Here is a 25,072-nt window from a genome sequence, read left to right on the forward strand (position 1 = left end):
GGGTGGTGGGGTGTCAGGGGTGGTCGACGAGGTGCTGGGTGTAGGCGGGGACAGTGAGGAAGGTCGGGAAGTCCTCGGCGAGCGCGACCTGCTCGAACAGCGCGGCGGCGTCGTCGTACCGGTCGTCGTCGGAGCGGGGGAGCGACGCCAGGACCTCAGCCAGCACCGCGCGGACGTGCGGCGGCGTGATCGTCGTCCCGGAGTCGGTGACGACCTCCTGGTGGACCCACTGCCACACCTGCGACCGCGAGATCTCCGCGGTGGCGGCGTCCTCCATGAGGTCGTCGATCGCCGCCGCGCCGACCCCGCGCAGCCACGACTCCAGGTAGCGCACGGCGACGGAGACGTTGCCGCGCAGACCCTCGTCGGTGACGGCACCGGGCTGCGCACCGCCCGCCGACGGGACGTCGAGGAGCTCCGCAGCGGTGACGTGGACGTCGTCGCGCAGGCGGTGCCGCTGGTCGACCCGGTCGCCGAGGGCCTCGTCGAACACCTCCCGCGCGACGGGCACCAGGTCCGGGTGCGCGACCCACGTGCCGTCGAAGCCCTGGCCGGCCTCGCGCTGCTTGTCCGCGCGGACCTGCTCGAGCGCCCGAGCGGTGACCTCCGGCGAGCGGCGGTTCGGGATGAACGCGCTCATCCCGCCGATCGCCTGCGCGCCACGCCGGTGGCAGGTCGCGACGAGCAGGTCGGTGTACGCCTGCATGAACGGGACGGTCATGGTGACGCGTGACCGGTCGGGCAGGACGAACCGCGGGCCACGGTTCCGGAAGTTCTTGATGACGCTGAAGATGTAGTCCCAGCGCCCGGCGTTCAGGCCCGCGCAGTGGTCGCGCAGCTCGTAGAGGATCTCCTCCATCTCGAACGCGGCCGTGATGGTCTCGATCAGGACGGTCGCGCGGATGGTGCCGTGCGGCAGCCCCAGGTAGGTCTCGGTGAACCGGAAGACCTCGTCCCACAGCCGTGCCTCGAGGTGCCCCTCGAGCTTGGGCAGGTAGAGGTACGGGCCGCGGCCCGAGTCGATCAGCGCCTGGGCGTTGTGGAACAGGTACAGCCCGGCGTCGACGAGCGAGGCCGACGACGACGAGCGCTGGCCGGCGCGGTCGTGGAACGCGAGGTGCTTCTCGGTGAGGTGCCAGCCGCGCGGACGGAACACGATCGTCGGCGTCGTGGGCCCGACGCGGTACTCCTTGCCCTCGGGCGACGTGAAGTCGACCTGCCCGCGGATTGCGTCGAACAGGTTGAGCTGCCCGCCGACGACGTTGTCCCACGTGGGGCTCATGGCGTCCTCGTGGTCCGCGAGCCAGACCTTGGCGCCGGAGTTGAGCGCGTTGACGGTCATCTTGCGGTCGGTCGGGCCGGTGATCTCGACGCGTCGGTCCTCCAGCCCCGGCCCGGGACCCGCGACGCGCCACGACGGGTCGGCGCGGATGCCCGCGGTGAGCGGCAGGAAGCCGGGGTCGGCGCCGTTGGACCAGCGGTCGCGGCGGTGCTGACGGGCCAGCAGCAGGTCGTGCCGGCGGCCCGCGAAGCGCGCGTGCAGGTCGGTCAGGAAGTCGAGCGCCTCGGGGGTGAGGATCTGCGACGAGCCGGTGGTGTCGGGGCCGGCCACGGTCAGGTGGGGCCGGGAGAAGGGGTCGGTGAGCAGCGTGCGGCTCGCCAGGGGCGTGATGACGGTCATGGCGGTTCCCTCGGGTGTCGAGCGGGTCGAGCTCGTGCGTCTCGTCCGACCTCGTGCATCCAGACGCACGAGGTCGGACGGGACTGCCGAGCTCACCGGGCAGGGGTGTGCGGTGAGGTGCCGATCCGGGAGTGACCCGGTGGCGGCGACGGGGGTCAGTGCGTGAACTGGGCCGTCTCGGTGGAGCCCGCGAGCGCGAGGGTGGCGCTGTCGGGCGAGATCGCGGTGGCGACGCGGTCGAAGTAGCCGGTGCCGACCTCGCGCTGGTGGCGCGTGGCGGTGTAGCCGTCAGGCTCGGAGTCGAACTCGCGGGTCTGGAGCTCGACGTATGCGGTCATGCCGCGCTCCGCGTAGCCGCGCGCCAGGGCGAACATCGAGTGGTTGAGCGCGTGGAAGCCCGCGAGGGTGATGAACTGGAACGCGTAGCCGTGGCCGGCGAGGTCGCGCTGGAAGCGGGCGATCTGCTCGTCGGACAGGTGCTGGCGCCAGTGGAACGACGGCGAGCAGTTGTACGCCAGGAGCTTGCCGGGGTACTCGTCGTGGATCCGCTCCGCGAACTCGATCGCCAGGCCCAGGTCGGGCGTGGAGGTCTCGACCCAGAGCAGGTCCGCGAACGGCGCGTACGCCTTCTGCCGCGCGACGACCGCGTCGAGCCCCGGCTGCACCCGGTAGTACCCCTCGGCGGTGCGCTCGCCCGTGAGGAACTGGTGGTCGCGCTCGTCGGCGTCGGTCGTGAGCAGGTCGGCGCCGAGCGCGTCGGTGCGCGCGACGATCACGGTCGGCACCCCGGCGACGTCCGCGGCGAGCCGCGCGGCGGACAAGGTCCGCACGTGCTGGCTCGTCGGGATGAGCACCTTGCCGCCCAGGTGGCCGCACTTCTTCTCGGCGGCGAGCTGGTCCTCCCAGTGCACTCCGGCGGCGCCCGCGGCGATCATCGAGTGCATGAGCTCGTAGGCGTTCAGCGGCCCGCCGAACCCGGCCTCGGCGTCCGCGACGATCGGCGCGAGCCACTCACGGGTCCGGCGGCCGTTCTCGGAGACGTCGATCTGGTCGGCGCGCAGCAGCGCGTTGTTGATGCGGCGGACGACCGCCGGGACGGAGTTCGCGGGGTAGAGCGACTGGTCGGGGTAGGTCTGGCCCGACAGGTTCGCGTCGGCGGCCACCTGCCAGCCGGACAGGTAGATCGCCTCGAGCCCGGCCTTGACCTGCTGGACGGCCTGGTTGCCGGTGAGCGCGCCGAGCGCCGGGACGTGGGTGCGCGAGTGCAGCAGCTCCCACAGCCGCTCGGCGCCGCGGCGGGCGAGCGTGTGCTCCTCGCGGACGGACCCGCGCAGCGCGACGACGTCGGCCGCGGTGTGGGTGCGGCGGACGCCGGCCCAGCGCGGGTCGAGCTCCCAGGAGGTGGCGAGCTCGTCGGCCGTCGTGGTCTGGTCGCCGGTGCGGGGGCGACCCGGCGTCTGCGCCGGGTCCGTCTGCGTGGTCATGGCTCCTCCGTGGCTTGCGCGGTTCTTCTCGGCCCTTGCGGCCTGGGACCCACACTTGGGCATGGAGAGCGGTTCTTCACCGCGCTTCACGAGAGAAGATCCGGCGAACTTCTGCGTGACAGAATCCCTGTCGAGTGTGACCCTGGACACATGACGACGACGAGCGCCAGGCCGACGACGAGCGCAGGCCGGACGGCGAGCGCGGGCCGGACGACGAGCGCAGGCCGGACGACGAGCGCGGGCCGGACGACGAGCGCAGGGCCGACGGGCCCGCTCGGCCGCTCGGGCGCACGCACGGGGTCCGACGAGCCGCCCGCGGGCTCGTCGGACGGGCTCGACACCCTGGTGCTGGGCCGCCGCATCCGGCACCTGCGCACGCAGCGCGGCCTGACGCTCGACGCCCTCGGCGCGGCGATCGGCCGCGCGCCGTCGCAGGTCTCGATGCTCGAGAACGGCCACCGCGAGCCCAAGCTCAGCCTGCTCGGCCAGATCGCGCAGGCGCTCGACGTGCCGCTGGCCGAGCTCTTGCGCACCGAGGCGCCCAGCCGTCGCGCCGCGCTCGAGGTCGAGCTCGAGCGCGCGCAGCGCGGGCCGCTGTTCAGCCAGCTCGGGCTGCCCGCGGTCAAGGTCGGCAAGTCGCTGCCGTCGGACGCGCTCGAGGCGATCGTCGCGCTGCAGCACGAGGTCGAGCGACTGCTCACCGAGCACGCCGCGACGCCCGAGGAGGCGCGTCGCGCGAACGCCGAGCTGCGCGCGCAGATGCGCGAGCGCGACAACTACTTCCCGGAGCTCGAGGACCACGCGCGCACCCTGCTCGCCGCGATCGGGCACACCGGGGGTCCGCTCTCGCAGCGCGCGACGTCGGACGTCGCCGCGCACCTGGGCTTCACGCTGCACTACGTCCCGGACCTGCCGCACACGACGCGCACCGTCACGGACCTCGCGCACGGCCGGATCTACCTGCCGCAGGGCGACCGGTCGTTCAGCGACTCGCGCTCGCCGCTGCTGCAGGCGCTCGCGAGCCACGTGCTCGGGCACACCGAGCCGCGCGACTACCGCGACTTCCTGCGCCAGCGCGTCGAGGCGAACTACCTGGCCGCGGCGCTCATGCTCCCGGAGGACAGCGCGGTGGCCGCACTGCGCGCGGCCAAGGACGAGCGCCGGCTGTCCGTGGAGGACCTGCGGGACGCGTTCGCGGTCCCGTACGAGACCGCCGCGCACCGGTTCACCAACCTCGCGACGCGGCACCTGGACCTTCCGGTGCACTTCATGAAGGTCCACGAGGGCGGCACGCTGCACAAGGCCTACGAGAACGACGGCGTCGCGTTCCCGTCGGACCCGCTCGGGGCGATCGAGGGGCAGCCCGTGTGCCGGCAGTGGACGGCGCGGGTGGTGTTCACGCTCGCCGACCGGTTCTCGCCGTACTACCAGTACACGGACACCTCGTCGGGCACGTACTGGTGCACGTCACGCGTGCAGAGCTCGTCGCAGGGCGCGTTCTCGGTGTCGGTGGGGGTGCCGTTCGCGCACGTGCGCTGGTTCCGCGGGCGCGAGACCACGGAGCGGTCGAAGTCCACCTGCCCGGACCCGTCGTGCTGCCGTCAGCCCCCGACGGCGCTCGCCGAGCGGTGGGAGGGTGCGTCGTGGCCGTCGGCGCGCCCGCACGCGTCCCTGCTCGCCGCGCTCCCGGTGGGCGTGTTCCCGGGCGTCGACACCACGGAGGTCTACGAGTTCCTGGACCGCCACGCCCCGGCCTGACGCGTCCGTGGGTGGAGCTGGTCACGCCGTGCGCCACCTTCTCCGCCCACACAGCGCCGTGGGGGCGCCGCGCGTCAGGTGAGGTCGTCGTGGTCGCCGCGGGTCCAGGCGGCGTGGCGCTCGGCCGACCGTCCGACGACCGCGCGGGCGTCGGACGGGATGACGCCCGCGAAGTTGTTGTAGAGCCGGTCGAAAGGGCGACGAGCGACGTGCTGGGCGACGCGCAGCGCCACCTGGCCGGACAGCGGGATCCGGTTGGGGTAGCTGCGCATGAAGCTCACGGACGTGCGGTCGGGGTTGGCGAAGATCGTGTCGCCGGACAGCAGCACGCCGCGCCCGTCGGCACCGCCCGCCCAGTGCGCGACCGCGGAACCGGGGAAGTGCCCGCCGGGCTGGCTCAGCACCACCCCGGGCAGCACCTCGAGCTCGCCGGTCCACGGCCGGATCGCGTCGTCGGACCGCGCGACCCAGCTGGCGTCCGGTGCGCTGACCAGCACGGGGACGTCCCGCCCCAGGGCGGCCGACGCGCGTCGGCTCCACTCGACCTGCACGCCGAACATGTGCGGGTGGCTCGCGGCGACGACGAGCGTGCGGCTCGACCCGGCGGCGTCCACGACCGCCGCCAGACCCGCGTCGTCGACGAAGCCGAGCGGGTCCCACAGCAACGCGCCCTGCTCGGTCGTCAGAAGCTTGGCCTGCTGCTCGATCCCGACCCCCGGCGCCTCGAGCGCGAGCAGGCCCGGCTCGAGCTCGTGCGTCGTGACGTGCACGCCCTCGGCCGCGAGCTCGTCGAGCGTCGCCCACGCCTGCCCGGAGGCGGGCACCCACTGCCGCTCGTCGGCGCAGATCGCGCACACCTCGACGCGCTCGGCGTGCTCGACCCCGCACGTCCGGCACACCCAGAACACGCCACCATCGCCCACCTGTCCACCCTGCCCGCCCGACTCCCCACGGGGCAATCCCACCCCCGACCCCCGCGCTCGCCCCTGGTAGCGCGGGGCCCGGCGACCGGACGGGCAACGGGTGGACTTGCGCTCCCTCAGCGAGCGGAAGTCCACCCGTCGCGGGAGGCGCGGTCGGTTGTTGGCGGGGCAGCTCGGGCCAGGTCGGGTGCAGGCCGGGTCGGGGCCGGGCGGTGGGTGGGGCGTCAGGGGCGGGTGAGGCGATGGCGGAGGGCCGCGAGCTGGGTGCGCAGCGGGGCCGGGAGGCGGTCGCCGAACTGGGCGAAGAACTCCTCGGTGCGGTCGGCCTCGGCCTGCCACGCGGCGCGGTCGACCGCGAACAGCTCGGCCAGGTCGTCGTCGCTCAGGCCCAAGCCGGAGACGTCGAGCGCGCCGGGGGCGGGTCGCAGCCCGACCGGACCGGCCACGGCACCCTCGTCGGACCCGGACCGCGCCGCCTCGACCTGCCCGACGATCCACGCCAGGACGCGCGAGTTCTCCCCGAACCCGGGCCACAACCACGAGCCCGACGCGGACTTGCGGAACCAGTTCACGCCGAACACGAGCGGCCGCCCGGCCGACGACAGGGTCTCGCCCACGCGCAGCCAGTGCGCCCAGTGGTCGGCCATGTCGTACCCGCAGAACGGGAGCATCGCGAACGGGTCGCGCCGCAGCTCCCCGACCGTCCCCTCGGCGGCGGCCGTCTGCTCGGACGCGATCGTCGCGCCCATGAACACGCCGTGCTGCCAGTCGAACGCGCGCGTCACGAGCGGCACGTTGGTGGCCCGACGACCGCCGAAGACGATCGCGTCGACCGGCACGCCCGCGCCGTCCTCCCACGAGTCGGCGATGGTCGGGCACTGCGCGGCGGCCACGGTGAAGCGCGAGTTGGGATGGGCCGCGGGTCGGCCGGACGACGGGGTCCACGACTGCCCGGTCCAGTCGGTGAGGTGCTCGGGCGCGGTCGGGGTCAGGCCCTCCCACCAGACGTCGCCGTCGTCGGTGAGCGCGACGTTGGTGAAGATGACGTCGCTCGCGAGCATCGCCACCGCGGTCGGGTTGGTCTCGACGCCGGTCCCGGGCGCGACGCCGAAGAACCCGGCCTCGGGGTTGATCGCCCACAGCCGCCCGTCGTCGCCGGGACGCAGCCAGGCGATGTCGTCGCCGAGGGTCTCGACGCTCCAGCCCGGCAGCGTGGGGGCGAGCATCGCGAAGTTCGTCTTGCCGCACGCCGAGGGGAACGCGGCGGCCACGTGGTAACGGCGGCCCTGCGGGGAGGTGACGCGCTCGAGCAGCATGTGCTCGGCGAGCCACCCCTCGTCGCGCCCGATCACGGACGCGATCCGCAGCGCGAAGCACTTCTTGCCCAGCAGCGCGTTGCCGCCGTAGCCGGAGCCGTACGACCAGATCTCGCGCGTCGTGGGGAAGTGCGAGATGTACTTGGTCCGGTTGCAGGGCCAGGGCACGTCCTCGTCCGACGAGGTCAGCGGCGCACCCACGGAGTGCACCGCGGGGACGTACGGTGCGCCCGCGACGATGAGGTCGAGCGCCCCGGTGCCGACGCGGGTCATCACGCCCATGCTCACCACGACGTACGGCGAGTCGGTGATCTCGATGCCGAGCTGCGCGAGCGGGCTGCCGACGGGTCCCATCGAGAACGGGACGACGTACATGGTGCGGCCCCGCATGGCGCCGGCGAAGGCACCCGCGAGCTCGGCGCGCATGACCGCGGGCTCGCGCCAGTTGTTGGTCGGGCCGGCCTCGTCGGCGGTGTCCGAGCAGATGAACGTGCGGGACTCGACGCGCGCGACGTCGTCGGGGTCGGACCTGGCGAGGTAGGAGCGCGGGCGCAGCTCGGGGTCCAGGGGCAGCAGCGTGCCGGTGCGGACCATGCCCGCGATCAGCGCGTCGCGCTCGGCGTCGGAGCCGTCGCACCAGACCACCGCGTCCGGCTCGGTGAGCGCAGCGACCTCCTCGACCCACGCGTAGGGGTCGAGCGGCCGGCCGGGCTCGACGGTCGGCAGGTGGGGGACGCGGACGGACGTGGCGGTCATGGACGGCTCCTGGACAGGTTCCCGGACGGCTTCTCGGTGTGCGTGCGAGCCCGGTGGACGAGCCCGCACCTCGATCGTCTGTCAACGAACCGCTCCCATGCGCGCCAGCAGCGCCGTCAAGTTTCGGCATTCTTGACGTACGGTGAGGACCGTGGCTTCCGACGACTCGCTCACGACCGGGCGGCGCATCCGGCACCTGCGCACCGCGCGCGGGCTCACGCTCGAGGCGCTCGGGGCGCAGGTCGGCGTGACCTCGAGCATGCTCTCGCTCGTCGAGAACGGCCGCCGTGAGCCCCGGCTGACCCTCCTGCGCGAGCTGGCCGCCGCGCTCGGCGTCACGCTCAACGAGCTCGTCGACCCCGAGCCGCCCACGCGGCGCGCCGGGCTCGAGATCGAGCTCGAGCAGGCGCAGCGCTCGAGCGCGTTCCTGCGCCTCGGCCTGCCGCAGGTCCGCCCCGGGCGCACGCTGCCCACGCCGGTGCTCGAACAGCTCGTCGGGCTGCACCACGAGCTCGCGCGCCGCGAGCAGGAGGCGATCGCCACCCCCGAGGAGGCGCGCCGCGCCAACACCGCGCTGCGGCTGGCGCGCCAGGCGCGCGACAACCACTTCCCCGAGCTCGAGGTGCTCGCCGAGCGCATGGCGCGCGACGCCGGCTACACCTCGGGTGCCCTCACCCACCGCACGGTGTGGCGCATGGCCGAGCGCCTCGGGCTCGAGATCCGGCACGTCGACGACCTGCCGCGATCGACCCGCACCGTGACCGACCTCGAGAACGGCCGGATCTACCTGCCGCCCGCCTCGACCCCCGGCGGGCACGGGCTGCGCTCGCTCGCGCTGCAGGCCATGGCGCACCGCGTGCTCGGGCACGGCCGGCCCGCGTCGTACGAGGCGTTCCTGCGGCAGCGCATGGAGACCACGTACTTCGCCTCGGCGGCCCTCATGCCGCAGTCGGCGGCGGTCGAGTTCCTCGCGGCGCGCAAGAGGCAGCGCGAGCTCGCGATCGAGGACTTCCGCGACGCGTTCGGGGTCACGCACGAGGCGGCCGCGCAGCGCTTCACGTCGCTCGCGACCCACCACCTCGACATCCGCGTGCACTTCCTGCGGATCAACGAGGACGGCTCGATCTACCGCGCGTACGCGAACGACGGCCTGCCGCTGCCCGCCGACGTCACGGGGGCGATCGAGGGGCAGGTCGTGTGCCGGCGGTGGGGCGTGCGCGAGGCGCTGTCGCGGCGCGACCATGCGACCGAGTCCTACCAGTACACGGACACGCCCGCGGGCACGTTCTGGTGCTCGACGCAGCCGGGCGTCGCGCCCACGGGACGGTTCGCGCTCGCGGTCGGCGTGCCGTTCGCGTCCGCCAAGTGGTTCCGGGGACGGGACACGCAGGTCCGTCGTCGCAGCACGTGCCCCGACGAGGCGTGCTGCCGCCGGCCGGACCCGGCGGTGGCCGCGCGGTGGGAGGAGCAGTCGTGGCCGAGCGCGCGCATCCACCAGCACGTGTTCGCCCCGCTGCCCGCGGGACTGTTCCCCGGCGTGGATGCCGCGGAGATGTACGCGTTCCTCGACCGGCACGCGCAGCGACCGGACGGTGCGTGAACCCGCAGCCGGTGGGCCTACGATGGCGCCGATCGACGAGCGAGGACGCAGGAGGTCAGGTGCTCACCAGCAGGCGCACGACGGGTCGGACGACGGTTCGCGGGACGGGCCGGGTGCCGGCGCGCACGTGGTCGCGCACCGCGCTGCTCGCGGGTGGGGCGCTGGCCGCCGCAGCCGCGCTCGGCGCGTGCTCCGGGACGCCCGGCGCGGCCGCGGTCGTCGACGGGCGCGCGATCCCGGCCTCGGACGTCCGGGTCGCGGTCGAGCAGCTCGGCGGGCTGTTCCAGGGCGTCAGCACCCAGACCGTGACCTCGGTGCTCATCCAGGAGCCCACGATCTCCGCGATCGCGGCGGAGAACGGCGTGGGCGTCTCGACGGCCCAGGCGCAGGACCTGCTCGACTCGGCGTCGCAGGCCGCGGGTGTCACGCTGCCCGACGACCTCGCCCCCTCGACGCTCGCCGTGGCCCGCTACGTGCAGGCCAGCGGCGCCCTGCAGGACGCGCCGAACGCCCCCGAGCTCGCGCAGCAGTTCAGCGACCGCATCGCCGAGCTCGACATCGAGGTCAACCCGCGCTTCGGCACGCTCCTCGAGGACGCGAACATCGACGCGCCGGCCGTGCGGCCGTGGGTGGTCGGGGCGGGCGAGTCCTGACCGGGACGCCGCCGCGCGACGAGCGCGACCGCCTGGCCGAGCTCGTCGCGATCATGGACCGCCTGCGCTCGCCCGGCGGCTGCCCGTGGGACGCCGAGCAGACCCACGCGTCCCTCGCGCCGTACGCGCTCGAGGAGGCGTACGAGCTCGTCGAGGCGATCGAGCACGACGACCGCGCCGGCCTGCGCGAGGAGCTGGGCGACCTGCTGCTGCAGGTCGTCTTCCACGCGCGCGTCGCCCGCGAGCACGCCGACGACCCGTTCGACGTGCAGGACGTGGCGGGCGACCTCGTCGCGAAGCTCGTCCGGCGGCACCCCCACGTGTTCGCCGACGAGCAGGCCGCACCCGACGACGAGGGCCGCAACGTCGCGTGGGACCGCATCAAGCGCGCGGAGAAGGCGCGCGGGTCCGCGCTCGACGGGGTGCCGCTCGCGCTCGGCGCGCTGGCCCGCACGCAGAAGCTCGTCGCGCGGGCGGAGCGCGCGGGCCTCGTCGTGGAGGCGCCCGCGGCCGACGACCTCGGCGCGCGGCTGTTCGCCCTGGTCCGCGAGGCACGCGCGGCCGGGCTTGACGCCGAGGGCGAGCTGCGTCGGACCGCGGCGGGCTGGGAGGCCCGCGTGCGTGCCGCCGAGACGAGCTCGACGGACGCCTGAGGCGTCCGTTTCATCCTTTACCGCGGCCCGCCGCAGGGTCAGTCTGGCGACAGGAGCCGTCCCGAGGGAGGCGTCGTGGCCGCGGACACCGAGGCGCAGCACGCGCTCGTGCGTGACCTCGCGGGCGCGGTCCTGGCGACGCAGGCGCCCGACGAGCTCCCGCTCCTGGACCTGACGAGCGAGGAGTTCTTCGCCGACCCGGACGCGGCCCTGGCCGCCGACCGGCGCGACGAGTCGCTCGGGTTCGGCATCGAGCTCGCGATGCTCACACCCGTGGTGCTCGCGGTCGTCACGCCCGTCGTGCAGTTCCTCGTCGACCTCGCGCGGGACACGTTCACGGACGCGGCCAAGCAGGAGGTCACCCCCAGGGTCGCCGCATGGCTGCGTCGGGTGACGCACCGGGACGACGAGAAGCCCGTCGGCCCGCCCTCGGCCGGGCTCACCGAGACGCAGGCGCGCGCCGTGCACGACCTCGCCCACCGCCGTGCCCTGGACCTCGGCCTCGACGAGTCGCGGGCGGGGCTGCTCGCGGACGCCGTCGTCGGCGGGCTGGTCGTCGCGAGGTAGGTGCGACGTGTCCGGCGCGGCCGCCGTCGCCGACGAGGTGCCCGCCACACGCGGCCCCGCGCCGCCGCCCCGTCCGGCCGTGCTCGCCTACCCGACGCCCACGTCGGTCCACCTGCTCGTGCTCGTGCTCGCGGTGCTGGCGGGCGGCCTGTTCGTCGGCGCGTGGACGTACAACATCGTCGCCGGGGGGCGGTGGGCCCGCGGCGTCGCGGCCTGCTTCGAGGGCCTGCCCGCCGACCCGCTCGAGGCGCAGTCCGTCTTCGAGGACTGCGCGGCCGCGCTCGAGCGTGAGCGCGCGTGGAGCGCGGCCGGCGGAGCGCTGGTCACCCTCGCGCTCGCGGTCATCCTCCTGCTCGTGCACCCCGCCGTCGTCGCCCGGCGCCGGGGTCTGCGACCGCTGCCGGCGGGGCTCGCGGCGACGCAGGAGCGCGTCGCGGAGCTCGCGGCCCAGGGCGGTGTGCGGCGGGTGCCGACCGTCGTCGTCGGGCGGCTGTCGCAGGTCGACGCGTTCTCGTACGGGACGCCCGGGCGGTACCGGATCGCTCTGCCGCCCAAGCTCGCGGTGTCCGTCGGTCACGCGGCGCTCTTCGACCCCGTGGTGCGGCACGAGCTCGCGCACGTGCGGCACCGCGACGTCGCGCTCGCGTGGTTCGCGCGCACGGCGTGGTGGGCGTTCTGGCCGGTGGTGCTGGTCCCGGCCGCCGTGTCGGTCGTGCGGGGCGACCTGGGCGTGCTCGGGCCGTACGCGTGGCGCGCGGCGCTCGTGCTGCTCGTGGTCCGCCTGGTCGCCGACGCGATGCTCCGGTCACGCGAGCACGACGCCGACCTCGCCGCCGCGAGCCCGAGCGTCCCGGGTGCGGGCGCCGCGAGCCCGGGCGCCACCGACGACGGCGCGGGGACCGGCCGGGACCGCCTCGGCGACCTGCGGGCGGTGCTGGTGGCGTTGCCCGCGGCGCGCGTCCGTCGCGGGTGGCGTCGGCTCACGGCGCAGCACCCGACACCCGCCGAGCGCGTCGCGGTGCTCGACGCCCCGGCTCGGCTCGCGCGGTCGTCGTGGCTCGACGTGCTCACGGTGTCCTTCCTCGCGGCGGCCTCGTTCCCGACCGTCGAGGCCGTCGCCGTCGCGGCGCTCACCGGCACGGGGCAGGTCGATGTCGCGAGGACGGTCGCGGCGGTCGTCGTGGGTGCCCCGCTGGGTGTGGTGCTCGCGCTCGGCCAGTGGCGCGCCGCGCTGTTCGGGCGCCTCGGCGGGCCGGGCGCTCGCGTGGGGGTGCCCGCGCTCATGGTCGGGACGGGGCTCGCGCTCGGGGCCGCCGTCGACCCGCAGCGACTGGGCGGGCAGCCCCTGGGTGCGCTCGACGCCGAGACCGCGCTCCTGAGCCTGCTGCTCGGTGCGGGCGCGCTCGTCGTGCTGACCGGGCTGGGCGAGCTGTGGGCCGACGCCGCGGTGCGCGTGCGACGCGCGACCGGGCACTGGCTGGTGGCGGCCTCGTGCGGGGTGCTCGTGCTCGTCGGCGCGACCTGGGGGCTCGCCCTGGCGACGTTCGCGGTCGAGCAGGTCGACTGGCCGTTCGCGCTGTCGGCGCTGTCGGCCTCGGGCGCGGTGGCGCTGACCGCGCCGTGCGCGGCGCTCGCGCTCGCGGCCCTCGCCGCGTTGGTGCTGCGCCGCGGCACCTCCGCGCCCCGCGTGCACGGTGGGCAGGGCGTGCGCGGTGGGCAGGGCGTGGACGGTGGGCAGGGCGGTCAAGGCGTGCACGGTGTGCGTGGAGCGCCGGGATGGGCGCTCGAGCGCGGCGACCGTCACCACGTCCCGTGGCCGGCGGGCGGGCCGCCGGGCGCCCGCGCCGGCCTGCTGGTCGCCGCGGTCGCGAGCGTCGCGGCGGTGCTCGTCGTCGTGATCGCGCAGGCGGCGTCGTCGGGCGACACCCCCGTCGAGCGCGCGCAGGCCTACGGGCTCGTCGCGTCCGTCGCGGGTGGCGCGGCGCTCGTCGCGCTCGCGGCGGGCGGTGGAGCGCGCGGCGCGGGGCTCGGGCTGGTCGTCGCGCCGGCGGCGGCGCTGCTCGCGACCGGCGGGATCGTGCTCGTCGCGCCCGACCTGCTGGGCGGGGGCAACGCCGCGAGGCTCGTGCGCGACGCGGCGCCGTTCGCGGTCGTGCTCGGGATCGCGGGGGCCGGGCTCGGTGCCGTCCCGCTCCCGCGGGGGTCGCGGCGCACGGTCGCGCTGGTCACGACGGTGTGCGCGGCGGTGCTGTGCGTGGGCGGCGCGACGCTCGTCGTCGAGGGCCGGTCGCGGCTGTTCGGCGAGGGTCTGGGCCTCGGCGCGCTCGACCCGGCGGCGCCGGATCCCGCCGCGCCGAGCTCGCCGGACGACGCCGCGGAGCGGGCCTACGTGCAGGCCGCGGTCCCGACGGTCGTCGCGGCGTTCCTCGCGCTCGACCAGGCGGTGCTGGCGATCGACGCCGACACGACGCTCGCGCCCGACGCACGCGCCGCGCGGGTCCGCGCCGACACGCTGCCCGCGGTGCGTGCGGTGCAGGACGCCGTCGCCGGCGCCGCGACGGGGACCGCCCGGCTCGACGAGCTGCACGCGCACGCGCGCACCGCGGGTGAGCAGCTCGGCGTCGGCCTGCGGCAGTACGCCGACGCGCTCGACGCGGGCGACGCCGTGGCGCTGCAGGCGGCCGTCGGGGTCATCCAGGCCGCGGTCGCCGAGCGCGACGAGTGGGTGCGGCAGGTCACCGCGCTGCAGGGTGAGCTCGCCACGCCCTGACGCCGACGGCGCGGGTCACGTCGCAGGTGTCCACGAGGGACCGTGGTCCCGCGGGGGATCGCCGCACGTCGATAAGGTCAGCGGCGAGCCGGTGAGACGGTCACCCGGCCACGATGCGGTCACCGTGCGCCCGTCCTGCGTGCTGCGGGTGTGCGCAGGTCAGGAGGCAGTGCGTGACGACGATCGGTATCCCGCGGGAGGCGAGCGGCCAGCGTCTGGTGGCGGCGACGCCGGCGACCGTGGCGAAGCTCGTCGGGCTCGGGTACGAGGTGCTGGTCGAGTCGGGCGCGGGCGCGGCGGCGACGTTCGCCGACGAGGCGTACGCGGAGGCGGGTGCCGCGGTCGTCGACCAGGCGACCGCGTGGGGCGCCGACGTCGTGACGGCCGTCGACGCGCCGTCTGACGACCGCCTCGCCCTGCTGCGGAAGGGCGCCGTGCTCGTCGCGCAGCTGCAGCCCGCCCAGCACCCCGAGCTCGTCCAGGCGCTCGCGGCACGCGGTGTCACGGCACTCGCGCTCGACGCGGTCCCGCGCATCTCGCGCGCCCAGTCGCTCGACGTGCTCTCGAGCATGGCGAACGTCGCGGGCTACCGGGCGGTCGTCGAGGCGGCGCAGGAGTTCGGCGGGATGTTCGCCGGCCAGGTCACCGCGGCGGGCAAGACGCCGCCCGCGCGCGTGTTCGTCATCGGCGCGGGCGTCGCGGGGCTCGCGGCGATCGGCACCGCGGACTCGCTCGGTGCGCAGGTGCGCGCGTTCGACGTGCGGCCCGAGGTCGGCGAGCAGATCGAGTCGATGGGTGCGCAGTTCGTGCGCGCACCGCAGGCCCAGCAGGAGATCAGCGCGGACGGCTACGCCAAGCCGCTGACCGACGAGCAGGCCGCGGCCGCGCTCGACGTGTACGCGCAGGAGTGCGCCGAGGCGGACATCGTCATCACCACCGCGCTCGTGCGCGGCACGGCACCGACGACGATCACGGCCGAGGCCGTCGCCGCGATGAAGCCCGGGTCGGTCGTCGTGGACCTCGCGGCCCCCGGCGGCGGCAACTGCGAGCTCACGGTCCCCGGCGAGCGCGTGGTGAGCGAGAACGGCGTGGTCGTCCTCGGCTGGACCGACCTCGCGGGACGCATGCCGCAGCACTCGTCGCAGCTGCTCGGCACCAACATCGTCCACCTCGTACAGCTCCTGACGCCCGCCAAGGACGGCACGCTCGTCCTCGACCTCGACGACCCGGTGCAGCGCGGCATGACGGTCACGCACGAGTCCGAGGTGCTCTGGCCGCCGCCCGTGGTCGCGGTCTCGGCCGCACCACCACCGGCACCGCCGGGCCCGTCCGACGAGGAGCGCGCGGCCAACGCGGCCGCCGCGCAGGAGTCCGCCGGGCGCCGCGCGAAGCGCCGCACGATCGGCTTCGCGCTCGCGGCGGTGCTGCTCACGCTCGGCGTGTCCTTCGCGCCGAGCGAGTTCCTCGGGCACTTCACGGTGTTCGTGCTCGCGGTGTTCGTCGGGTACTACGTGATCTCGAACGTGTCGCACGCGCTGCACACGCCGCTCATGGCGCAGACCAACGCGATCTCGGGGATCATCCTCGTCGGCGCGCTGCTGCAGATCGGCTCGGACAACCTCGTCGTGACCGTGGTGGCGTGCGTCGCCGCCGCCGTGGCGAGCATCAACATCTTCGGCGGGTTCCTGGTCACGAACCGGATGCTCCGCATGTTCCGACGGGGGGCATGAGATGACGCTCGTGACGCTGGCCCAGGCCACCTACGTGCTGGCCGCCGTGCTGTTCGTGCTCTCCCTGGCGGGTCTGAGCAAGCAGGAGACCGCTCGGCGAGGCAACGTCCTCGGCATGGTCGGCATGGTGCTCGCACTGGCCGCCACCATCGCGCTCGCGCTGCAGGCGTCGCAGCGCTCGACGCTCGCGACGGCGCTGCTGATCGCGCTCGTGCTGGGCGTGGGCGCCGTCATCGGCACCTGGCGTGCGCGCCAGGTCGAGATGACCCAGATGCCCGAGCTCATCGCGATGCTGCACTCGTTCGTCGGTGCCGCCGCGGTGCTCGTCGGCATCAACTCGTACCTGACCGAGCCGCCGCACGGCGTGCACCTCGTCGAGGTGTTCCTGGGCGTGTTCATCGGCGCGGTCACGTTCACCGGCTCGATCGTCGCCTACCTCAAGCTCTCCGCGAAGATCAAGAGCGCGCCGCTGACCCTGCCCGGGCGCAACCTGCTCAACCTGGGCGCGGTCGTCGTGTCGCTCGGCCTGCTCGCGTGGTTCGTCGCGGCACCGTCGATCTGGCCGCTGCTGGCCATGACCGTGATCGCGCTCGCCCTCGGCTGGCACCTGGTCGCGGCGATCGGCGGCGGCGACATGCCGGTCGTCGTCTCGATGCTCAACTCGTACTCCGGGTGGGCGGCGGCAGCCGCGGGCTTCATGCTCAGCAACGACCTGCTGATCGTCACGGGAGCGCTCGTCGGTGCGTCCGGTGCGATCCTGTCGTACCTCATGTGCCGCGCGATGAACCGGTCGTTCATCTCGGTGATCCTGGGCGGCTTCGGCGCCGAGGAAGGTGCCGCGGCGCCCTCCGGCGGGGGACCGGTCGGGGAGCACAGCGAGATGTCCGCCGCGGACGTCGCCGACCTGCTGGGTGACGCGCGCTCGGTCGTCATCACCCCGGGCTACGGCATGGCCGTGGCCAAGGCGCAGTACCCCGTCGCGGACCTGGTCGAGAAGCTGCGGGCGCGGGGCGTGCAGGTGCGCTTCGGGGTGCACCCCGTGGCGGGACGCCTGCCGGGGCACATGAACGTCCTGCTGGCCGAGGCGAAGGTGCCGTACGACATCGTCCTCGAGATGGACGAGATCAACGACGACTTCGACGAGACCGACGTCGTGCTCGTCATCGGCGCGAACGACACCGTCAACCCGGCCGCGCTCGACGACCCGTCCTCGCCCATCGCGGGCATGCCCGTGCTCGAGGTGTGGCACGCGCGTCAGGTCGTGGTGTTCAAGCGGTCGATGGCCACGGGGTATGCGGGCGTGCAGAACCCGCTGTTCTTCCGCGACAACACCGCGATGCTGTTCGGCGACGCGCGTGACCAGACGGAGAAGATCGTCGCGGCGCTCGCCGCCCGCTGACGAACCCTGTCGACCTCCGCAACGGGGACCGTGCGCTCGCACGGTCCCCGTTCGGCGTTCGCGCACGCGCGCGCGGCAGGGCAGGACGGGTCCCCGGCGAACCGATTCACCCCTCGTCGGTGAGGTCGCGGGTTCCCTAGCCTCCGGCGTGACCGGTGGGTGTGCCGCCGGCAGGCCCAAGGAGCGAAGCGATGCCTCGCCGTGCCCACCCGCCGTTGCGGACGTCCACCCTGTCGAGCGTCGGGGCGTTGGCAGCCCTCGTCGTCGCCGCGCTGGTGGTGGTCGTCGCGTTCGTCGCGCCGTTCGCCTCGCCGGCCCGCGCGGCGGCCACGGTCGTCGTGCAGTCCGACTTCGAGGACGGGCTCGACGGCTGGGGTGCGCGCGGCAGCAGCACCGTCTCGCTGAGCACCGAGAACCCGCGCGGCAGCCAGAGCCTGCTGGTGACGGGCCGCACCGAGTCCTGGAACGGCGCGGCGCTGCCCGTGACCCTCACGCCCGGCGTCACCTACTCGGTCTCGCTGTGGCTGCGCCTGCCCTCGACGGGCACCGGGTACGCGGACCTGCGCGTGTCCGTGCAGCGCGACGACGCGAACGGCTCGTCGTACGACACCGTCGCGACCGCGACCGGCGTGACGAGCGGCGCGTGGACGCAGGTGACCGCGAGCTACACGCCCGGACCGTTCGACACCGCACAGCTCTACGTCGAGTCCCCGTCGTCGCTCACCGACATCCTCGTCGACGACGTCGTCGTCACGGGGGAGCGGGCCACGCCCGACCTGACCCTGCCGCAGCTCGACGCGACCCTGCAGCCGTGGTTCCCGTTCGGCATCGCGGTCGAGCCCGCCGACGTGCTCGCGGGCCGGGGCGAGCTCGTCGCGCACCACGCGGCGCAGATCACTCCGGGCAACCAGATGAAGCCCGACGCGATCCAGCCCACCGAGGGCACGTTCAGCTTCGCGGCGGCCGACCTCCTCGTGGACTTCGCGCTCGAGCACGGGCAGCGCGTCTACGGCCACACGCTGCTGTGGCACCAGCAGACGCCGCAGTGGTGGTTCGAGCGCAACGACGGCGTGGCCCTCACGACGAGCGCCGACGACCAGGCGCTGCTGCGCTCGCGGCTCAAGGCGCACATCCGCGCGATCGCCGACCACTACCGCACCGAGTACGGGGAGTTCGGCACGCCCGGCAACCCGATCTTCGCGTTCGACGTGGTCAACGAGGTCATCGACGAGTCGCAGCCCGACGGTCTGCGGCGCAGCGAGTGGTACCGCATCCTCGGCCCGTCGTACATCGCCGACGCCTTCCGGTACGCCCGCGCGGCGTTCGGCCCCGACGTCCTGCTGTTCATCAACGACTACAACAGCGAGTACGCGAACAAGCGCACGCCCTACCTGGCGCTCGTCCGGTCGCTGCTCGCGGACGGCGTGCCGGTCGACGGCGTCGGCCACCAGCTGCACGTCGAGATCGGCCGCTCGCTGAGCGACATCGAGGCGACGATCACCGCGTTCGAGGCGCTCGACGTCACGCAGGCGGTCACCGAGCTCGACGTCTCGACCTACCAGCACGGCGGCGAGAGCTGGACGACGCCGCCCGCGGACCGTCTGCTGCAGCAGGCGTACTACTACCGGGACCTGATGACCGTCCTCAAGCGGCACGCGTCGTCGCTCGAGTCCGTGACGGTCTGGGGCGTCGACGACTCGCGGACGTGGCTGCGGTCGGGGGCCGCGCCGCTGCTGTTCGACGGCGGGCTCCAGGCGAAGGCCGCGTTCTGGGGCATCGTCGACCCGTCCCGCATCGGCACGACGCCGACCCCGACCCCCACGCCGTCTCCCACGCCCACGCCGACCCCGACTCCCACGCCCACGCCGACCCCGACTCCCACGCCCACGCCGACTCCGACGCCGACTCCGACGCCCACCCCGACGCCCACCATCGGCCCCGGCGGCTGCACCGTGCGCTGGACGACGAGCGCGTGGAACACCGGTCTGACGGCCAACCTGCGGGTCACCAGCGCCACGGTCGTCGACGGCTGGACCTTGACGTTCGACTTCCCGAACGGGCAGCAGGTCACGCAGGGCTGGAGCGCGCAGTGGTCCCAGACCGGCAGCACCGTCACGGCGACCAACGCGTCGTGGAACGGCCGGCTGGCTCCGGGGGCGAGCGCGGACATCGGCTTCAACGCGTCGCACCCCGGCACGCCCACGGCGCCCGGCACGTTCCGTCTGAACGGGGTGGTGTGCGCGAAGGGCTGACGTAGCGGCCTCGGCCACCCGGATCGCTAGCCTGTCCGGGTGGTCGAGAGCTCCGCACTGTCACCGGTCCCGACGCTGCGCACCCCGCGGCTCGTCCTGGTCCCGCTGGGACCCGAGCACCTCGAGGACGTCTGGGCCGGGCTGCACGACGAGGAGTCGAACCGGCTCACGGGCACACGCACGGTGTTCACGCGCGAGGTGGTCGCGGCGCACCTCGAGCGCATCGGACCGGCCGACGACCGCGCGGACTGGGCGATCACGCTGCCCGACGGCACGTACGTGGGCGAGGTGGTCCTCAACGAGCTCGACGAGGACGACCGGTGCATGAACGTGCGCATCGCGCTCGTGCCCGGGATGCCGGGCCGCGGGTACGGCACCGAGGCGATGGTCGCGGTGCTCGACCACGCGTTCGACGCGGTCGGTCTGCACCGTGTCGAGCTCAGCGTGTTCGACTTCAACCCCCGCGCGCAGCGGTCGTACGAGAAGGCCGGGTTCGTCGTCGAGGGCCGTCAGCGGGACCGGCTGCGGTGGGACGGCCGCTGGCACGACTCGATCCTCATGGCGGTGCTCGCGACCGACCCGCGGCCCGGCATCGCGCGCTCGTCGGACGACGACGCGCCGCCCATGACAGCCTGACGGGGGCGTCCAGCGGACGGAGGTCCCGACGCGACGGTCCGTGGACGCCACTAGGGTGAGGTCGTCACCCACCACTGCACGGAACCCACACCTGCACGTCGAAGGAGCCCCCATGGCCAGCATCGAGGCCGTCGGCGCCCGCGAGATCTTGGACTCGCGCGGCAACCCCACTGTCGAGGTCGAGGTCGCGCTCGACGACGGCACCATCGCCCGCGCCGCGGTGCCCTCGGGCGCCTCGACGGGTGCGTTCGAGGCCGTCGAGCGTCGTGACGGCGACAAGTCGCGCTACCTGGGCAAGGGCGTCGAGGAGGCCGTGAACGCGGTCATCGACGAGATCGCGCCGGAGATCATCGGTTTCGAGGCGAGCGAGCAGCGGCTCGTCGACGCCGCGCTCATCGACCTGGACGGCACGCCCAACAAGGGCAAGCTCGGCGCGAACGCGATCCTGGGCGTCTCGCTCGCGGTCGCCAAGGCCGCGGCCGACTCGGCCGACCTGCCGCTCTTCCGCTACGTCGGCGGCCCGAACGCGCACGTCCTGCCGGTCCCGATGATGAACATCCTCAACGGTGGCTCGCACGCCGACTCGAACGTCGACATCCAGGAGTTCATGGTCGCCCCGATCGGCGCCACGACCTTCCGCGAGGCGCTGCGCACCGGCACCGAGGTCTACCACTCGCTGAAGTCCGTCCTGAAGGCCCAGGGCCTGAGCACGGGCCTGGGCGACGAGGGTGGCTTCGCGCCGAACCTGTCGAGCAACCGCGCGGCGCTCGACCTGATCCTCACCGCGATCGAGAAGGCCGGCTTCACGCCGGGCACCGATGTGGCGCTCGCGCTCGACGTCGCGTCGACCGAGTTCTTCAAGGACGGCGCGTACCAGTTCGAGGGTGGCGCCAAGACGCCCGCCGAGATGATCGCGTACTACGAGCAGCTCGTGACGGACTACCCGCTGGTGTCCATCGAGGACCCGCTCTCCGAGGACGAGTGGGACTCCTGGTCGCAGCTCGTCGCCGAGGTCGGTGGCCGCGTGCAGATCGTCGGCGACGACCTGTTCGTCACCAACCCGGAGCGTCTCGCCAAGGGCATCCAGCTCAAGTCGGCGAACTCGCTGCTGGTCAAGCTCAACCAGATCGGCACGCTCACCGAGACGCTCGACGCGGTGACGCTCGCGCAGCGCAACGGCTTCACGACGATGACCTCGCACCGCTCCGGCGAGACCGAGGACACGACGATCGCCGACCTGTCGGTCGCGACGAACGCCGGCCAGATCAAGACCGGTGCTCCCGCCCGTGGCGAGCGCATCAACAAGTACAACCAGCTGCTGCGCATCGAGGAGGAGCTGGACGACGCCGGTCGCTACGCCGGCCGCTCGGCCTTCCCGCGCTTCCAGGCCTGATCACCTCAGCCTGAACCGGTCGGTCACCACCGACCACCCGAGGCCGGTCGCCCCCAAGGGCGACCGGCCTCACCCAACCCCGCACCACCCCACGCCCGCCCCAACCGCCCCGCACCACCCCGCGCCCGCCCCAACCGCCACGCCGCCGCCCCGCGCCGGCGTGGCGTCCGCGCGCCTTGGCGATGCCGCCCTGGCCGCAGGGATGGATGCAGGACGTGTGCTGCGGGAGTGTGCTCCGGCTGCATTCATCGCTGCACCGACGTCGGGGAGGCGGGGAGTGCGGTGGCGGGGAGTGCGGTGGCGGGGAGTAGGGGGCGGGGAGTGGGGAGGTGGGGAGGTGGGTGAGGACGGAGTCGGCGGTGTGTCGCTGTCGGCAGTAGTGCGGGATGCGCAGTAGTGTGCGTTGCGCGAGGGCGGAAGGTCCTCGTGGCGACGGGTCGTCGTCGCGGCAGGGCGACACGGAGGGCGAATGGACACGACACAGCTCCTCAAGGGGGTGCTCGACGTCGCGGTGCTCGCGGTGGTCGAGGACGAGGACGGGTACGGCTACGACGTGGTGCGTCGGCTGCGCGCGGCGGGCATCGAGGACGTCGGTGACGCCTCGGTGTACGGCACGCTCCGCCGCCTCTACGCCGGGGGCGCGCTCTCGTCGTACGTGGTGCCCTCCGACGAGGGCCCGCACCGCAAGTACTACGGCATCAACAGCCAGGGCCGGGCGATGCTCGACGCCCAGCGCAAGGAGTGGCACGAGTTCGCGGCGACCATGGGTCGCCTGCTCGGGACGGAGGGCACCAAGTGAGCGTCACGGACCTGCCGCTGACCGACGACGTCGCGGTGTACGCCGCCGCCGTCCGGGCGGCCCTGCACGACCTCGGCCAGGACCAGGTCGACGACCTGACCGACGGCCTCGAGGCGAACCTCGCGGATGCGCTCGCCGACGCGAGCCGCACGCACCACGGCAGCCTGGCCGAGGAGTTCGGCACGCCGGCCGCGTACGCCGCCGAGCTGCGCGCCGCCGCGGGGCTCGATCCGGTGCCCGCGCGCCGGCTCGGCGGCGTGCGGTCGTGGCTGACCGCGCCGTACCGTGCGCTCCTGCGCACGGGGGACTCGACGCTCGCCCAGCTCCGCGGGACGCGGTGGTGGCCGGCGACCGAGGACCTGCTCGTCGCGCTGCGCCCGGTGTGGTGGGTCGCGCGCGGGTGGGTCGTCGCGCACCTCGTGCTGCAGCTCACGGGCATCGAGGACGGGGGTGCGTGGTGGGCGCCGCGCACGTTCGTCGGGTGGGTCGTGATGGTCGGCCTGATCGTGGCGAGTGCGCAGTGGGGGCGCGGTCGCTGGCGCCCGGGGCGGCGCTGGCAGTCGGTGCTCGTCGGGCTCAACGCGTTCGCCGTGCTCGCCGCCGCGGTGTTCCTGCTGTGGCTGCCCGGGCAGGGCGTCGGGACCGTCACGAGCGAGAACTGGTACGAGCCCCAGCCCGACGACGGGGTGGTGGTGGGCGGCAGCTACGCCGAGAACCTGTTCGTGTACGACGCGCAGGGTCAGCCGGTGGACGGCGCCCAGGTCTTCGACCAGGACGGCCGGCCGGTCACGCTGGGCGTCGGCTCGCTGCAGGAGGCCGAGACCTGGACGGGCGTCGGCTACGACGACCAGCGGAGCTGGCGCCTCGGCGGTGTGACGAGCAGCGGTGCGGGCGTGTGGAACGCCTTCCCGTTGCGCCTGTTCCCCGACGCCGCGATCGACGCCGACGCCGCCTGGGAGAACGGGTACCTCGTCTGGCGCACCGAGGTGCCGTGGACCGTGACGACGCCGGGCTGGCCGTTCGCGGCGGCGCAGCCGATCGTCGTCCCGACCGGCCCCGACACGATCCCCGGCGCCGTGGACGACGATCCGGGCGCGACGCCGACCGCGGGCGCGACGCCGACCGCGGGCGCGACGCCGACCGCGGGCACCGCCCCCAGCAGCGAGCCGACGCCTACGGGCGACGCGAGCGCCACGGCGACCGGCGCGCCGACGGGGACCCCGTCCGCGCAGCCGTGAGGGAACGGTGAAGGACGCGACGCGGCGGGGCGGCGTCCCGGGCGAGCAGGGGCGTCCGGGGCACAATCGGGGCATGTCAGCGCCCCGACGCCCGGTCGAGCCGCGCCCGGCCGACGGTCGTGGCGCTGCCCGCGCACCCCGGACGGCCACGCCGTCGCGCGGGGTGCCCCGGGCCGCGACGCCGTCCCGCGGGGTGCCGCGGGCGACGTCCCGGCCGGGCGCGACGCGCCCGAGCGGCCGGGCGCCGGCCACGCCCGCGCGGGGCACGGCGCGGGCGGAGCGGGCCAGGGTCGAGCCGCCGCGGCTGTTCTCGGTGCGCACGATCGTCCTGGGCTGCGTGCTGGTCCTGGCGTTCGTCCTGGTCTACCCCACGCTGCACACCTACCTGCGGCAGGAGGCCGACCTGCGCGCTCTGCGACAGCACGTCGCACAGGCGCGCGAGCGCAACGAGGACCTCCAGGCCGAGCTCGGCCGGTGGGACGACCCGGCGTACGTCACGGCGCAGGCGCGCGAGCGGCTCTCGTACGTGCTCCCCGGCGAGACCGCGTATCGCGTGGTGGACCCGGAGACGGTCCAGGACGCGGTCGACGAGGTCGTCGACGGCACGCCGGTCGTCGCGACGACCGCCGAGGTGCCCTGGTACACGTCCGTGTGGGAGTCGCTGGTCGTCGCGGGTGAGACGACCGACGAGCCGGACAAGGACGCGTCCTCGACGAAGCGCACCTCGTCGGACGAGGACGCGGCGAAGGGCGCCACGAAGGGGACGACCCCGACGGGTCGGGCGACGAAGGGCGCGTCGTCGGGCGCGACGCCCACGCCGTAGCCCCGGCGGCGCTCTGCCCGCGACCTGGGGGACAATGGACGTCCCCAACCCCAGGACGAGGATCCCCGTGCCCACCATCGCCCCCGCCGTGACCGAGCGAGACCTCGAGGTGCTCGCCGAGCAGCTCAGCCGCCCGCCTCGCGGTGTGGTCGCGATCGCCGCGCGCTGCGTGTGCGGCCGCCCCCTCGTCGTGCGGACGTCGCCCCGGCTCGACGACGGCACGCCGTTCCCGACCACGTACTACCTGACGAACCCGCAGGCGGTCGCGGCCGTGAGCACGCTCGAGGCGTCGGGGCTGATGAAGGAGTGGACGGCGCGGCTCGCGGTCGAGGCCGACCTCGCCGAGGCCTACCGCCACGCGCACGAGGCCTACCTCGCGGACCGTGAGGAGCTCGGGCACGTCGAGGAGATCGCGGGCATCTCGGCCGGCGGCATGCCGACGCGCGTCAAGTGCCTGCACGTGCTCGTCGGGCACGCGCTCGCGGCCGGGCCGGGCGTGAACCCGTTCGGCGACGAGGCGCTGGCGCTCATCCGCCCGACGTGGCGCCCGGACCGCTGCACCTGCTGACCGACGACCGCGGGTCGGCGTCCGCGCAGGTCGGCGCGACGTGCGTCGGTGCGCACCGTCGTCCGTGCCTGCG

General features: G+C 74.3%; 19 protein-coding genes. 15 read left to right on the plus strand and 4 right to left on the minus strand.

Features of this window, described 5'->3' with window-relative positions; all coding sequences use genetic code 11:
• Window positions 1-13 precede the first annotated feature (13 nt).
• Both aceB and aceA read right to left on the minus strand, forming a co-directional pair.
• Window positions 14-1,681, minus strand: coding sequence for a malate synthase A (gene aceB / locus CGE01nite_RS13615; protein WP_141371394.1), 1,668 nt, complete (start codon window positions 1,679-1,681; stop codon window positions 14-16).
• Between the two features lie 155 nt (window positions 1,682-1,836).
• Entirely contained in the window at window positions 1,837-3,165 is a 1,329-nt protein-coding gene (gene aceA, locus CGE01nite_RS13620; protein WP_141371395.1) for an isocitrate lyase, read from the minus strand.
• A 150-nt stretch (window positions 3,166-3,315) separates the two neighbouring features.
• Here aceA and CGE01nite_RS13625 point away from each other — a divergent pair, with 150 nt between their 5' ends.
• Complete coding sequence (locus CGE01nite_RS13625; RefSeq protein ID WP_229747254.1) at window positions 3,316-4,923, plus strand: helix-turn-helix domain-containing protein; 1,608 nt, start codon at window positions 3,316-3,318, stop codon at window positions 4,921-4,923.
• Window positions 4,924-4,997: 74 nt separating this feature from the next.
• Here CGE01nite_RS13625 and CGE01nite_RS13630 read toward each other — a convergent pair whose 3' ends face one another.
• Both CGE01nite_RS13630 and CGE01nite_RS13635 read right to left on the minus strand, forming a co-directional pair.
• Window positions 4,998-5,846 (minus strand): MBL fold metallo-hydrolase, encoded by an 849-nt coding sequence (locus CGE01nite_RS13630; RefSeq protein ID WP_229747253.1) that lies wholly within the window; start codon window positions 5,844-5,846, stop codon window positions 4,998-5,000.
• 224 nt (window positions 5,847-6,070) lie between these two features.
• On the minus strand, window positions 6,071-7,918 hold the full coding sequence (locus CGE01nite_RS13635; RefSeq protein ID WP_141371396.1) for a phosphoenolpyruvate carboxykinase (GTP): 1,848 nt from the start codon (window positions 7,916-7,918) through the stop codon (window positions 6,071-6,073).
• Window positions 7,919-8,069: 151 nt separating this feature from the next.
• Between CGE01nite_RS13635 and CGE01nite_RS13640 the strand changes: the two genes are divergently transcribed.
• From CGE01nite_RS13640 to CGE01nite_RS13705, 14 genes are all read left to right on the plus strand, one after another.
• A complete protein-coding gene (locus CGE01nite_RS13640) occupies window positions 8,070-9,518 on the plus strand; it encodes an XRE family transcriptional regulator (protein ID WP_141371397.1) in 1,449 nt (482 codons plus the stop codon).
• Window positions 9,519-9,577: 59 nt separating this feature from the next.
• Window positions 9,578-10,171 carry a hypothetical protein gene (locus CGE01nite_RS13645; protein ID WP_141371398.1) on the plus strand — a complete coding sequence of 198 codons (594 nt, stop codon included), beginning with the start codon at window positions 9,578-9,580 and terminating at the stop codon, window positions 10,169-10,171.
• The gene (locus CGE01nite_RS13650; RefSeq protein ID WP_229747252.1) at window positions 10,144-10,824 is read left to right on the plus strand and encodes a nucleoside triphosphate pyrophosphohydrolase; all 681 of its coding nucleotides are present in this window, start codon (window positions 10,144-10,146) and stop codon (window positions 10,822-10,824) included. Before CGE01nite_RS13645 ends, CGE01nite_RS13650 begins: the two co-directional genes overlap by 28 nt.
• 75 nt (window positions 10,825-10,899) lie before the next feature.
• Window positions 10,900-11,391 (plus strand): hypothetical protein, encoded by a 492-nt coding sequence (locus tag CGE01nite_RS13655; protein ID WP_141371399.1) that lies wholly within the window; start codon window positions 10,900-10,902, stop codon window positions 11,389-11,391.
• A gap of 7 nt (window positions 11,392-11,398) precedes the next feature.
• Complete coding sequence (locus CGE01nite_RS13660) at window positions 11,399-14,161, plus strand: M48 family metalloprotease (protein WP_170210978.1); 2,763 nt, start codon at window positions 11,399-11,401, stop codon at window positions 14,159-14,161.
• 173 nt (window positions 14,162-14,334) lie between these two features.
• Window positions 14,335-15,891: a Re/Si-specific NAD(P)(+) transhydrogenase subunit alpha gene (locus CGE01nite_RS13665; protein ID WP_141371401.1), complete on the plus strand. Its 1,557-nt coding sequence runs from the start codon at window positions 14,335-14,337 to the stop codon at window positions 15,889-15,891.
• Window position 15,892: 1 nt separating this feature from the next.
• Window positions 15,893-17,290, plus strand: coding sequence for a Re/Si-specific NAD(P)(+) transhydrogenase subunit beta (gene pntB, locus CGE01nite_RS13670; RefSeq protein ID WP_048343020.1), 1,398 nt, complete (start codon window positions 15,893-15,895; stop codon window positions 17,288-17,290).
• Between the two features lie 191 nt (window positions 17,291-17,481).
• Window positions 17,482-19,542, plus strand: coding sequence for an endo-1,4-beta-xylanase (locus CGE01nite_RS13675; RefSeq protein WP_141371402.1), 2,061 nt, complete (start codon window positions 17,482-17,484; stop codon window positions 19,540-19,542).
• A gap of 39 nt (window positions 19,543-19,581) precedes the next feature.
• Window positions 19,582-20,178 carry a GNAT family N-acetyltransferase gene (locus CGE01nite_RS13680; protein ID WP_048343018.1) on the plus strand — a complete coding sequence of 199 codons (597 nt, stop codon included), beginning with the start codon at window positions 19,582-19,584 and terminating at the stop codon, window positions 20,176-20,178.
• 112 nt (window positions 20,179-20,290) lie between these two features.
• Complete coding sequence (gene eno / locus CGE01nite_RS13685) at window positions 20,291-21,571, plus strand: phosphopyruvate hydratase (protein ID WP_141371403.1); 1,281 nt, start codon at window positions 20,291-20,293, stop codon at window positions 21,569-21,571.
• A gap of 469 nt (window positions 21,572-22,040) precedes the next feature.
• On the plus strand, window positions 22,041-22,370 hold the full coding sequence (locus CGE01nite_RS13690; RefSeq protein ID WP_141322149.1) for a PadR family transcriptional regulator: 330 nt from the start codon (window positions 22,041-22,043) through the stop codon (window positions 22,368-22,370).
• A complete protein-coding gene (locus CGE01nite_RS13695) occupies window positions 22,367-23,608 on the plus strand; it encodes a hypothetical protein (protein WP_141371404.1) in 1,242 nt (413 codons plus the stop codon). Before CGE01nite_RS13690 ends, CGE01nite_RS13695 begins: the two co-directional genes overlap by 4 nt.
• A 73-nt stretch (window positions 23,609-23,681) precedes the next feature.
• The gene (locus CGE01nite_RS17480) at window positions 23,682-24,431 is read left to right on the plus strand and encodes an FtsB family cell division protein (RefSeq protein ID WP_141371405.1); all 750 of its coding nucleotides are present in this window, start codon (window positions 23,682-23,684) and stop codon (window positions 24,429-24,431) included.
• Between the two features lie 34 nt (window positions 24,432-24,465).
• A complete protein-coding gene (locus tag CGE01nite_RS13705; protein WP_048342852.1) occupies window positions 24,466-24,999 on the plus strand; it encodes a DUF501 domain-containing protein in 534 nt (177 codons plus the stop codon).
• Window positions 25,000-25,072: the final 73 nt, after the last annotated feature.

Origin of the sequence: Cellulomonas gelida (genome assembly GCF_006538725.1) — a bacterium.
Taxonomy (GTDB): Bacteria; Actinomycetota; Actinomycetes; order Actinomycetales; family Cellulomonadaceae; genus Cellulomonas; species Cellulomonas gelida.